The 12,716-nt window shown below is 47.9% G+C and carries 12 protein-coding genes; all 12 read left to right on the top strand.

Features of this window, described 5'->3' with window-relative positions; all coding sequences use genetic code 11:
- Positions 1-32 precede the first annotated feature (32 nt).
- The 12 genes from Q1Q15_RS12315 to Q1Q15_RS12265 all read left to right on the top strand — a co-directional run bounded on the left by Q1Q15_RS12315 (position 33) and on the right by Q1Q15_RS12265 (position 12,699).
- On the top strand, positions 33-1,862 hold the full coding sequence (locus tag Q1Q15_RS12315; RefSeq protein ID WP_300460206.1) for an aldehyde ferredoxin oxidoreductase family protein: 1,830 nt from the start codon (positions 33-35) through the stop codon (positions 1,860-1,862).
- A 14-nt stretch (positions 1,863-1,876) separates the two neighbouring features.
- The gene (locus Q1Q15_RS25495) at positions 1,877-2,107 is read left to right on the top strand and encodes a MoaD/ThiS family protein (RefSeq protein ID WP_363320951.1); all 231 of its coding nucleotides are present in this window, start codon (positions 1,877-1,879) and stop codon (positions 2,105-2,107) included.
- A 59-nt stretch (positions 2,108-2,166) separates the two neighbouring features.
- Positions 2,167-3,507 (top strand): pyridoxal phosphate-dependent aminotransferase, encoded by a 1,341-nt coding sequence (locus Q1Q15_RS12310; RefSeq protein ID WP_300460204.1) that lies wholly within the window; start codon positions 2,167-2,169, stop codon positions 3,505-3,507.
- Between the two features lie 43 nt (positions 3,508-3,550).
- On the top strand, positions 3,551-3,889 hold the full coding sequence (locus Q1Q15_RS12305) for a hypothetical protein (protein WP_300460203.1): 339 nt from the start codon (positions 3,551-3,553) through the stop codon (positions 3,887-3,889).
- A 154-nt stretch (positions 3,890-4,043) separates the two neighbouring features.
- Positions 4,044-4,715: a GntR family transcriptional regulator gene (locus tag Q1Q15_RS12300; protein WP_300460201.1), complete on the top strand. Its 672-nt coding sequence runs from the start codon at positions 4,044-4,046 to the stop codon at positions 4,713-4,715.
- A 70-nt stretch (positions 4,716-4,785) separates the two neighbouring features.
- A complete protein-coding gene (locus Q1Q15_RS12295; RefSeq protein ID WP_300460200.1) occupies positions 4,786-6,270 on the top strand; it encodes an aldehyde dehydrogenase family protein in 1,485 nt (494 codons plus the stop codon).
- 75 nt (positions 6,271-6,345) lie between these two features.
- A complete protein-coding gene (locus Q1Q15_RS12290) occupies positions 6,346-7,332 on the top strand; it encodes a tripartite tricarboxylate transporter substrate binding protein (protein ID WP_300460198.1) in 987 nt (328 codons plus the stop codon).
- 67 nt (positions 7,333-7,399) lie between these two features.
- The gene (locus tag Q1Q15_RS12285; RefSeq protein WP_300460196.1) at positions 7,400-7,888 is read left to right on the top strand and encodes a tripartite tricarboxylate transporter TctB family protein; all 489 of its coding nucleotides are present in this window, start codon (positions 7,400-7,402) and stop codon (positions 7,886-7,888) included.
- Between the two features lie 12 nt (positions 7,889-7,900).
- Positions 7,901-9,397: a tripartite tricarboxylate transporter permease gene (locus tag Q1Q15_RS12280; RefSeq protein WP_300460194.1), complete on the top strand. Its 1,497-nt coding sequence runs from the start codon at positions 7,901-7,903 to the stop codon at positions 9,395-9,397.
- Positions 9,398-9,567: 170 nt separating this feature from the next.
- The gene (locus tag Q1Q15_RS12275; protein ID WP_300460192.1) at positions 9,568-10,626 is read left to right on the top strand and encodes a TRAP transporter substrate-binding protein; all 1,059 of its coding nucleotides are present in this window, start codon (positions 9,568-9,570) and stop codon (positions 10,624-10,626) included.
- A 146-nt stretch (positions 10,627-10,772) separates the two neighbouring features.
- Positions 10,773-11,309: a TRAP transporter small permease gene (locus Q1Q15_RS12270; protein WP_300460190.1), complete on the top strand. Its 537-nt coding sequence runs from the start codon at positions 10,773-10,775 to the stop codon at positions 11,307-11,309.
- Between the two features lie 88 nt (positions 11,310-11,397).
- Positions 11,398-12,699, top strand: a complete 1,302-nt coding sequence (locus Q1Q15_RS12265; protein WP_300460188.1) for a TRAP transporter large permease — start codon at positions 11,398-11,400, stop codon at positions 12,697-12,699.
- Positions 12,700-12,716 lie beyond the last annotated feature (17 nt).

Here is a 12,716-nt window from a genome sequence, read left to right as displayed (position 1 = left end):
AAAAAAGAATTGTCAAAAATAGGAGTTTTGCTATGTATGGATGGATGGGAAAAATACTTCGCGTTGATCTAACAACCGGAGCATGTATTGAGTGCGCCCTGGATCCCTCTGTGGCCAAAGATTATATCGGCGGTCGCGGATTGGGGATCCATTTATTAAACCAGGAGATGGATCCAAATGGGGATGCTTTTTCTCCGGAAAATCCGATGATAATGGCCACCGGTCCCCTCACCGGAACTGGAGCGCCCACTGGGGCCCGTTATATGGTCATGACCAAATCACCGTTGACCGGTGCGGTTACCTGCTCTAATTCCGGGGGAATGTTCCCCACTGAGTTCAAACGAACGGGCTTTGATGCCATTATGTTTAAGGGCGCATCCAAAAGCCCTGTCTATTTGTGGATTGATCAGGGAAAGGCTGAGCTTCGTCCCGCAGACCATTTGTGGGGCAAAGACACCCATCAGACAACTGATTTGCTTTTAACTGAGACCCACTCAAAAGCAAAAGTGGCCTGCATCGGCCCTGCAGGAGAAAAACAGGTATTGTTTGCCTCCATCATGAATGACAAACACCGGGCAGCCGGAAGGTCCGGTGTGGGGGCAGTGATGGGCAGCAAGAACCTGAAGGCGGTTGTTGTCAGAGGCAAAGGCCGGATTCCCCTGGCGGACAGTGACCGGTTCAAGGCGTTCAACAAAAAAATCCTGGATACTTTCAAGGACGACACCAGGGACACTCCCCTGGGCCTGACGGTTAACGGGACTGCCGGTGTGGTCACAGCCACCCAGAACTTTGGCGTATTGCCGACTAAAAACTGGCAGCAGGGAACCTTTGACGGCTGGGAAAAAATTGATGGCGGGCAGTTAACCAAACGGTTTTTGAAGAAAAACTCGGCCTGTTACGGGTGCCCCATCGGCTGCGGCCGCCTGACCAAAGTAGACGATCCCCGCTTTGCCGGAGAGGGCGAAGGACCGGAGTACGAAACCGTTTATGCCATGGGATCCAACTGCATGATCGATGATCTGGCCGCCATTACCAAGGCCAACTACATCTGCAATGAACTGGGAATGGACACCATCACCATGGGCGCCACCATTGCCTGTGCCATGGAATTGGTGGAGCGCGGCTATCTGCCGGAAGACCAGGTGGGCCGTTCGCTCAACTGGGGCGATGCCGAGGCTTTGGTGGAGTTGACAAGAATGACCGGCAACCGGGAAGGGTTTGGTGATCAACTGGCCGAAGGCAGCTATCGGCTCGCCGACCGATACGGTCATCCGGAACTGGCACCGGTTTCCAAAAAACAGGAATTCCCCGGATATGAACCCCGCGGATCCCAGGCCATGGGACTGGCCTATGCCACCTCGCCCATTGGCGGCTCCCACATGCGCGGCGATCCAGCCTATTTTGAGCTGTTCAGCGTGCCCAAGCCCATGGACCCCCACCAGTGGGAAGGAAAGGCAAAGGTCACCAAGGCGTTCCAGGATCTGTCCGCCATCATTGATTCAGCAGGACTGTGCATTTTCTTTGCCGTCCGGAATCTGGCAGCCAAAGACCTTGGGGTGGCGCCAACGGGCATATTAGAGTACCTGAATGCCGCCACCGGAGCCGACTACACGCTGGAAGAACTGATGCAGGCCGGTGAACGGATTATCAATGCCGAACGTCTTTTTCTGACAAAAGCGGGCTTCACACGAAAGGACGACAGCCTGCCCGATCGATTAACACAAACACCTGCACCAACAGGCCCTGCCAAAGGCTGTGTATGCCATCTGGACAATATGCTTGATGACTATTATCAGGTCCGGGGATGGACCCAGAATGGGGTTCCCAGGAACGCTCTGCTTGATCAACTTGGGCTGCTGTAACTATAAAATCCACCATGCATATCAATATAAAATTATATGGGGCTATGAAAAAGTATGCTCCTGGCGATACGACTCAATTCGAGTTGATTATTGAGTCAGGAGCGTCTCTTAAAGATATCCTCAGGTTATTCTCCATACCAGAAAAAGGGTATGTATTTTTAGTCAATGGGCGGCGCATTGACAAAACATCTTGTTTTAATGAGGGAGATACACTGGTATTGTTCCCAGAGATATCCGGAGGGTAAAAAAAGAATGCCGGGTTTAATAGTATTGATTATTTTTAATGATTATTTAGGAGAAACACATGACCACACCTATTGATTCAATTATTATTAAACGGGAAATAGAAAAAATGGGGTTAACGTCCGTTGGCCTTGCCTCCATCCGGGAGCTCAACCGTTTGGTGAACAATATTGAAGCGGCGGCCAATGAAACATACATCCGTATGGAGATGGGGGTGCCGGGGCTGGATCCCCCCCGGATAGCCATTGATGCTGAAATTGATGCATTGAAAAAAGGAGTGGGTTCCAAGTATCCACCCTTTGACGGCATCCCGGAATTAAAGTTTGAGATCTCCAGGTTTGTTAAAAATTTTATTGATGTGGCCATTGGCCCTGAATCCTGTTTCCCCACGGTCGGCTCCATGCAGGGATGCTATATGGCCATGATGTGCACCACCCGCCGTTTAAACGGCAAAAACAAGATCCTCTTTCTGGATCCGGGTTTTCCCGTCAACAAACGCCAAGCCAGTGTCATCGGTGTGCCCTATGATCACTTTGACGTGTATGACTATAGGGGAGACAAGCTCCGTGCAAAGCTTGAATCCTATCTTGAAAAAGGCGATATTGCCTCTGTGATGTATTCCAATCCCAACAATCCGGCCTGGTTCTGCTTTACCGATCAGGAACTTCAGACCATCGGTGAGTTGGCCACAGAATATGACTGCATTGTTATGGAAGATCTCGCGTACTTTGGCATGGATTTCAGGAAAGATTATTCCGTACCGGGGCAGGAACCCTATATCCCTTCTGTTGCCAAATATACCGATAATTACATCCTTCTGATCTCAAGTTCAAAGTCCTTCTCCCTTGCAGGCCAGAGAATCGGCATGACAGCCATACCTGAGCGATTGTTCAACTCGGAAGGAAACAACCTTGAACCCTATTTTGGCAGCAACAAATTTGGTTATGCCTATATCTTCGGTGCCATGTATGCCTTGAGTTCCGGTGTTTCCCATTCCAATCAATGGGGACTGGCCGGTCTTTTAAAAGCCGTCAATGATGGCGGCTATAATTTTGTGGACAGTGTAAAAGTGTATGGAGACCGGGCAAAGGTCATGAAAAAACTGTTTACGGATAATGGCTTTCAGATCGTCTATGACATGGATGAGGATGAAAAAATTGCAGATGGGTTCTATTTCACTATTTCATATCCCGGGTTCAGTGGTGTTGAACTGGTAGAGGAACTTCTCTATTATGGCATCAGCGCCATTTCCCTCACCACCACAGGAAGTGATAAGCACGAAGGCCTGCGGGCCTGTGTATCCCAGACAGGACCAGACAGGTTTGACGATCTTGAAAACCGGCTGAAGACCTTTAAAGAAGACCATCCCAAAGACAGTGAGTTTAAAATCATCCATATGTAAATAACACCAAAGGAAACCAGACGCATAAAATAGGAGATCAACTATGAGCAAACACATGCAGCTGACGGTTATCGTACGCCCTTATTATGAGAAAGACCTGGAAGGGACTTACCCTAAACTGGTGCGATATTTAAGCCATCAGGATTCAAGCTTTGCCGACCAGAACCCCTCGCTCTACGAATTGGTGGGACAATTGGATCTGTTACTGTATCGTTTTGATGGAACGCCCATCAGAGAAGTGCTTCTCCTGCACAAAAAGGCCCTTCAAGACACCTACAAACAGATTCAAGACCATATCGCCAACCGGCATCTCGACCAGGCCGACAAACTTCTGTACAGAATTGAAGATATCTTTGATGAAATAGAGTCGGAACTCGCTTAGCAAAGTCATTTTCAACACCTGAATTTTTTTAATGTCAACCATAAAAATAAAATTTTATGGTTGACATTAAAAAAAAAATTATTGTATACAATAGACAATAGACAATAATTGCATTCCCTGACCCAAGAGAACTTAATAAAAGGGTAAGAAAGATATGAAGGTTGAGTCATTGACGGATATGGCCAAACGGCAATTGGAAAAATGGATATTTACGGATTATTTAAAGCCCGGCCAGCAGATAAAGGAAGATGAGGTGGCCACCCGCCTGGGAATCAGCCGTCCTCCGGTTCGAGAAGCCTTTAAAGCCCTTGAGAGTGAAGGTCTTGCCATAAGAAAGCCGAGGAAGGGCGTTTTTGTGGTAAAAATGGACAAAGCAGATGTCATTGAAGTGTATATGCTCAAAGCCAACCTGTATGCCATGGCCACCGAACTCGCCCTGGAAAACATTACAGAAAATCAGCTGGAAGAACTGGATGGTCTGGTTGAAAAAATGGAAGCGTGCATACATGAAGATATACCGGATATTCTTAACTACCAGAAATTCCATCGCAAATTCCATATCCGCATCATGGATATTGCCGGAAACCGGCGCCTTAAGATCGTGGCTTCCAATCTGCACAAACAAATTCAACGATTCAGTTACCAGACATTACACTATCAGGCCCACCTGACAAAATCTGTGAAATACCACAAAGAAATTGTTGAGCGAATGGATGAAAAGGACAAAGAAAATGCCTGCAACATCATGAAAGAACATGTGCTTGATGCCATGAATTTTTTAATCAGTCTGTCGTCACTGTTTGATCAGGGCGTTACAAGAAAGTAGCCCCATTGAAATAGTGACAGTTTTTTACAAACAATGAAGATAGTGACACATAATAAAAAGGATTTTTCAAATGACGGTTTTAAACGAAGTACAACAACACTACGGCAACTTAAAGTTGTACATTAATGGTGAATGGGTTGAGTCCAAATCAACTCAGATTTATGAGAGTGTGAACCCTGCCACGGGAGAGGTTATTGCAACCTTTCCGTCGGCAACAGATGATGAAGTAAATCTGGCCATAGAGTCTGCCCATGCTGCCATGAAAACATGGGGCGCTGTTCCGGTCAGGGATAAGGTAAAGTATCTGTTTGATTTGAGACAGAAATTTGTGGAAAAGGCGGACTGGCTTGCCAGAGTTCTTGTCCAGGATCATGGCCGCACCATTGGTGAAGCAAGGGGAACCGTTAGCCGATGCATAGAAAATATTGAATCTGCCTGTTCAGCCCTTCTCCTGTTGACCAAGGGAGAATATGTCAATGATCTTGCCCGGGGACTGGACCAGACCCTTTTCTGGGAACCCCGGGGGGCATTTCTCATCATCACTCCCAATAATATCCCCATGCATGCATGGTCGTCCTATGTTCCTTATGCCATTGCCAGCGGGTGCCCTGTAATTGTAAGCCCCAGTAAGGATGATCCCATTGCTGCCCAGGCAATATTTGAAGTCACCCAGGAAGTGGCCGGCTTTCCTCCCGGTCTGGTAAACCTTGTATATGGCGGCCGCAATATCAACGATAAAATTTTAAGTCACCCCCATGTAAAGGGTGTGGGATTCATTGGGTCAACCGGGGTGGGACGGCAATTGTTTGCCCGGGCCGGAGAACTTGGCAAAGAGGCATCCATCAACGGGAATGGTAAAAACCATGTGGTGCTGATGGACGATGTGGACATGAAGGCTGCCGTAAACGGACTTTTGCGAGGGTGTTTCGGTATGGCCGGACAACGATGTCTGGGTGTGGACAACCTGCTGGTGATGGATGGAATTTATGACGAACTCAAACAAGCCCTGGTTACAGCAGCAGCAGCCATGAAAATGGGATATGGCCTTGACGATAGCACTGAGCTCGGCCCTCTGGTGTCTCAAACCGGCCGGCAAAAAGTCCTTGATTTCATCGACAAAGGAATTCAGGAGGGGGCTAAACTCATTCTGGACGGCAGGAATGTGCAGGTTAAAGGCTGTGAAGGCGGTTTTTTTGTCGGTCCCACCATATTTGAGAATGTTGACCCGGATATGTTCATTGCCCGGCAGGAATCATTTGGTCCGATTGCCAACCTCATCAGGGTCAGTGATCTGGATGAAGCCCTGGACCTGATCAACAACAAAGACGACTACGGCCATTCCGCCTGTCTGTTTACCCAGAGTGGCAAGATGGCCCGTAAATTCACAAAAGAGGCGGATGTGGGAAATGTGGGTATCAATGTCCCTGTTCCCCAACCCTATGCCTTCTTTCCCCTGGGATCCAAAAATGAATCTGCCCAGGGAACAGCGAAAACCAGAATTGATTCCATGCGGCTTTTCCTGGATCAAAAAACAGTAACGGCACGATGGGTATAGAGATACGGGTATCTTAAATCAAGGATTGTTGTGTGTGTTCATTCATTATTTAATGGAAAAAAAGGAGAAAAAAGTATGAAAGCCAGAAGTTTAACCAGATTATTTTGTTCGATCATTGTGGGCCTGTTTACATTGACAACCGTTATCGTTTTGTCAGAGGCGCCGGCTTGCGCGGAATTTCCCCAAAAAACCATAACGTTGATCGTTCCCTGGTCGCCGGGTGGTTCCGGAGATATGACCTGCCGTATCCTGGCGGCACAAATGGAAAAAGATCTGGGTGAGTCCGTTGTTGTAAAAAATATGCCCGGTGCCGGATCCATGGTGGGTGCGACAGCGCTTGCCGATGCCAAGCCGGACGGATATACACTTGGGTTTCTCGGTATCAGTGCTGCCATCGCGCAGTATACTTCCGTATCCCCTGTGATGATGAACACCTACAAAGCCGTATCCGGTGTTATCAACCCATCCCTGTTTTTATTGACCAGCACCAAAACGCCATGGAAAACCCTGCAGGAATTTGTTGCATTTGCCAAGGCAAATCCCGGCAAGATAAAAAATGGAAATGCCGGGGCCGGCGTTATTGACCACCTGTATTCCTCTGAATTCGCCAAGGTGGCCAAAGTTCAATTTACCCAGGTCCCTTATAAGGGATGGGGACCGTCACTTGCGGCCCTGGCAGGCGGTCATATTGATTCCATGTTCGTGGCTGTCGGACCGGCCAAATCCATGATCGCTGCCGGCAAAATCCGCCCTGTGGCCATTGCCGCAGAGAAAAGACATCCTTCCTATCCTGACATTCCCACCATGAAGGAAGGCGGTGTGGATATCACCATGCCCTTCTGGGAATCCATTGTGGTGCCGGCTGAAACCCCTGACACCGTCGTGGCTATCCTTGACAGGGCCATTGGAAAGGCCTTTGCTGACCCTGCCACAAAAAAGAAAATCAAGGATTCCGGCCTGGACGTCTCCTATCTGGACACAGCCGGAATTGCATCTCTGAGAAGGTCATCCGATGCCACCGTGAAAAACATTGTTGAATCATTAGGCTTGAAGCAGAATTAAGGATACCATTTCAGCCGGTCTTTTTCTTTAAGCAAGAAGACCGGCCAACTCAAAGGTGATGAAAAAAATGTCTGAACTTAGACGAGATTCATGGACAACCGCTATCTTTTGTCTCCTATTAGGCGGACTCATTGTATTTGATACCCTTCACTACCCCGAAGTCCAGGGGCAGGGATTTGGACAAGGGCCCGGATTTTATCCCCAATTACTGGCCGGGATATTGATCTTCCTCGGTGCATTAATTCTCGCTAAAGAATGGATACCCAGAGGGACTGACTTATTGGACCAGGGCCTGGCAAAACCCAGTGTAAGATACCTGCCCGTGGTTCTTTTGAATATCCTGTCGATTGTATTGATCTTCCTGATGAAGTACCTCGGATTTTTTGTGAGCGGTTTTCTTTTAACTATCCTGACCGTTTTTTTGATCAGGCGACCGGCAAATATGAAGCTCATGGGGCAGGATCTGATGTTCAGTATAGGTATGATTGTTTTGATCTACCTGGTGTTTGAACTCTTTGTCGGTATTGAGCTGCCAAACTCAATTTTTTTGAATTAAGGTATCTTCATTATGGAAATTTTCAGTCTTCTAACAGCCGGTCTACCCACATTTGGAAACCCTTATTCGGTCTTTCTCGTTGTGGCAGGGTCGGTCCTGGGTATTATCTTCGGGGCCATTCCGGGCCTCACCGCTACAATGGGGATGGCCATTTTCCTGCCCATGACCTTTAGCATGAGCGATATAAACGGCATGTTGTTTCTGGTAGGCATTTATGTGGGGGCCTGCTATGCCGGGTCACTGTCTTCCATCCTGGTCAACATTCCCGGAACACCCTCTTCCATTGCCACGGGGTTTGACGGGTATCCCATGACCCAGAAAGGTGAGGCCGGCCGGGCCATTGGATATTCAACTGTCGCATCTGCATTGGGTGGCATATTCGGGGTGTTTGTTCTCATGTTTGCAGCACCGATCCTGGCCGGGCTGGCATTGGAATTCAGTGCCCAGGAATATACAGGGGTAGCCCTTCTCGGGATCAGCATTGTCAGTTACATCTCTTTCGGCTCCACCATAAAAGGCCTTATCGGTGCCATTATCGGCCTCCTCCTGGCCACCGTCGGTCAGGATGTGATCAGCGCCTATCCCAGGTTTGTTTTCGGATCAAAAGATTTGCAGGCGGGCCTGCAGATGATTCCAGTGATGGTGGGGTTTTTTGGCGTAACCGAAGTGTTGGTCAAACTCGAACAAGTGGTGGCAATAAAAATAGAGGTTCCCAAGATACGAAATGTTATGCCCAGGCTGTCTAAGCTTGTTCGGATGTCACCGATGATGGCGCTCTCCTCCCTCATCGGGACCTTCGTGGGGGCCGTACCTGCAGCTGGCGGGGCCATCGCCTCCATGGTGGCCTATGGGATTCAAAAACGTTTTTCAAAACGATCCAAAGAGTACGGTACCGGTATTTCCGAGGGGGTTGTTGCGGCGGAAGCGTCTAACAACGCTGCAGTGGGCGGTGCTCTGGTGCCAATGCTGTCCCTGGGTATTCCCGGTGATCCCCAGACGGCGATTCTGATCGGGGCATTAATGATCAACGGTCTGGCACCCGGTCCCATGTTGTTTGCAACCCGTCCTGATCTCATCTCCACCATCTACCTGGGGAACATTCTGGCGATAATCGTCTTTACCATTGTGGGGCTGCTGGGCGCCAGGTACTTCGCTCTGCTCATCAAGATGCCAAAACACTATATCCTGCCCGCCATCATGCTTTTCTGCATTGTCGGGTCCTTTGCGATTCGAAATACCGTCTTTGACATCTGGGTGCTTCTGGCCTGCGGTGCCCTGGGCTATCTGCTTCAAAAAGTCGGTATCATGCCGGCACCGATTATATTGGGCTTTGTTTTAGGTCCCATACTGGAGGACAATTTCCGGCGGTCCCTGATCATGTCCAATGGGGATTGGATGACATTTTTGCTCCGGCCCGTCAGCCTTGCCCTGCTGCTGATCAATCTTTTCATTCTTGTCGGACCGTTTTTGTTTAAATTTTTTAAACAAAAGGCCCGGGGTTCATTGTGATGGCACGTTACTTTCTTCAGGCAATTAAGGTAGAAATTTTTAATGACATATGACCAAAAATTGAGTTAAACAAGATCAGCTGTGTCTGTGTCTTGAACATGGCAATAGTAAGGTGTAATAATGGTAAGGTGTAAAGTAGTTAACGTTTAACAAAAGTAAGGAGTTGAAAAATGTCCAATGCAGTTAAAACAATCAAATTTGCTTTTATTGTTATGGCGGTAGTGCTTTTTTACAGCCTGTTTTTTGCCCCCCAATCCTTTGCGGAAGGGGAAAAAATTAATATTCGCTTCAGTACCTGGCATCCCCCTGCAGGAGCCGATGTGAAAAAGCTATGGATCCCCATGCTGGAAGAGATGAAGAAAAGAAGCAACGGTCGCATTACCTACAATATGTATGCGGGTGGCGCCCTTGGTAAGGGCCCGGAGCATTATGATATTGTAAAAACCGGTCTTTCGGATATGGGCTATGCCACATTGAGCTGGACCCCCGGCAGATTCCCCCTTACCGATGTCCTGTCTTCCCCCATTGCCTGTCCTGCCAAATGGAAAGGGGCAGAGGCGGGAATGGCCATGCACGATCAGTTATTAAACACCGAGTTCACAGATATTAAAGTCCTCCATATCAACAATTGTGTCATGGCCCATTTGTGGACCACAAAAAAGGTTAAAACCATTGAAGACTTGAAGGGGATGAAAATCAGAAGCCCGGGTGGACTTCAGACAAAGGCCATCGAAGCCCTGGGTGCAACCCCCGTATTCATGCCCCTGGGCGATGTCTACCTTTCCATGGAAACCGGTGTTATTGAGGGTGTTGTCACCTGCCCTGCACTGGTTAAAGCATTTAAACTTTACGAAGTGGCAAAATTTGGTGTTCCCACCTCCTTTGGGTGTGTTTCCGAAGGTCTTTTTGTGAATCAACGATTCTGGAAAAAGGTGCCCGATGACCTCAAACCCATTATTGAAGACGTCGGCAGAAATGCATATAAAATTGCCGGTATGTTCGATGAACACTGGTATGAACAAACCATGACCGGGTTTAAAGACACCATAGACATTGAAAATCTGTCTGCTGAAGAGCAGGCGCGCTGGGATAAACGGTTCAATGAGATGCTGGTCAAATGGGCAGAGGACCTTGAAGCAAAAGGCCTGATGGCCAAAAAAGCCCTGTCCCTGTTCAAACAGGAACTGGATAAAGTGGGGGTCAGCTTTAATGCCTGCCCTGTTAATTAATACCCCAACTTTCGGACTTTAACCTTAATCGACGGGGTCAGGCTTTTTTATGGTACTTTTTATCACTATTTCATAACCATACGGGTAAAAAAAGCCATAAGGAACGCCTGACCCCATGTAAAAATGGACCCAAGGATACGTTTATTATGAGCAGTTCCCAGAATTTTTTCTTCAAATGCAAAAAAGGAACCGAACGTCTCGTGAACCTTTCTCTGGCCGTTGGTATGGGCTGGGTCATGGTCATGATGCTTCTCACCACCTTTGATGTGGCAGGACGATATTTTTTATCCAAACCCATACCCGGGGCCATTGAAATGAGTGAATTCACGTTGGCCATTTTTGGAATGCTCGGCATGGCCTATACCCATAAAGCCGGGGCCAATATCAAAGTAACAATGTTAACCGATGCCCTTCCACCAGCGATGGAAAGACTTTTGGAAGTCATCACCTCCCTCCTCAGTTTCCAGATTGTGGCCATGCTGGCATGGTATGGGGTTATCTCGGGGATTGAAGAGTTCCATGCCGGTACCACCACCGATACCTTGGGAATCCCCCTTTACCCCCTTTATTTTCTTCTTTGTATCGGGGCAGGACTATTATGCCTGGAAATGCTCATGAATATCATTGAAACCATTCAAGGATTCTTTGGCACCCAGGTTGTGGAACCGGATCAGGCATCATGAAAACACGGCTGAAACGGTTTTTACAGGAAAAAAGTAACGATTATAAATCGCTAAAATACAGTTATGTTGATATTTAAAGGACTTTGATATGGATCCGCAGACCATTGGAATTGTTGCCATCGGAATATTATTTTTACTTTTGATCATTGGCATGCCCATTGGGTTTTCCCTTGCCTTTGTAGGATTTTGGGGAATCAGCTTTATCACGGATATCTCCGTTGCCCTGCCCACGTTGCTGAGATCGTTTTACGGCACCTTTACCACCTATTCGTTTACGGTCATTCCTTTGTTTGTGATCATGGGGGAACTGGCGTCGGTGTCCGGATTGAGCCAGGGGATTTATACGGTGGCCGACAAATGGCTTCGAAGACTTCCCGGTGGTCTGGGTATTGCCACCATCGGCGCCTGTGCCGGTTTTGCAGCCATCTGCGGTTCATCTGTGGCAACGGCTGCCACCCTGGGAAGGGTGGCGTTACCGGAAATGGAAAAATATGACTATGATGTCCGCCTTTCCACGGGAAGTGTCGCAGCAGGCGGCACCCTGGGATTTTTAATTCCCCCCAGCATTGGGTTTGTGGTATATGGCATACTCACTGAACAATCCATTGGCAAATTATTGATGTCCGGGTTCCTACCGGGGTTTTTACTGGCGTTTGCCTATGTCCTGATCATTGTTGCCTGGGTGATGATCCGTCCCCAGTCCGCCCCTTCAAATCCGGAAGCGGTTCCTTTTTTGGAAAAGGTTCTGTCTCTTAAATCCGTGTGGGAACTGATTGTTGTTTTTTTACTGGTCATGGGCGGGATATATCTTGGATTTTTCACTCCCACGGAAGCCGGGGCAGTGGGTGCTTTTTTCCTGTTTGTTGTCACCATAATGAGGAAAAAACTGACCTGGCCATCTTTACTGGAAGCCATGACAAGCACCACCCGGATTTCGGTGATGATCTTCATGATACTGGCCGGTGCCTATGTCTTCACCTATTTCATGGCATTAACCATGATCCCCATGAACCTTTCCGTGTACATTTCCGGGCTGGCGTTCTCCAAGTATGCCATATTAGCGATCATCCTTATCGGCTACCTTATCCTTGGCTGTTTTCTGGACGCGACATCCATGATGGTATTAACCCTTCCCGTTATCTTTCCAACAATTTTATCACTTGGATTTAATCCCATATGGTTTGGCGTTATTTCTGTCTTAATGATGGAGGCAGGCTTGATTACGCCACCCCTTGGGTTGAATATATTTGTTATTTCCGGTGTGGCAGAGGTTCCCATGGGAACCGTTTTCAAAGGGGCCATCTTTTTTCTGTTTGCCATCTTTGTCGTGGTGGTTCTGGTGATTATTTTTCCCCAGATCGCACTGTTTTTACCGGGAATAATGGGATGAAATATTTTATCGTCTTA

Origin of the sequence: Desulfobacula sp. (assembly GCF_030145145.1) — a bacterium.
Taxonomy (GTDB): Bacteria; Desulfobacterota; Desulfobacteria; order Desulfobacterales; family Desulfobacteraceae; genus Desulfobacula.
The sequence above is the reverse complement of the archived record's forward strand: the minus strand, read 5'-3'. Positions and strand labels throughout refer to the sequence as shown.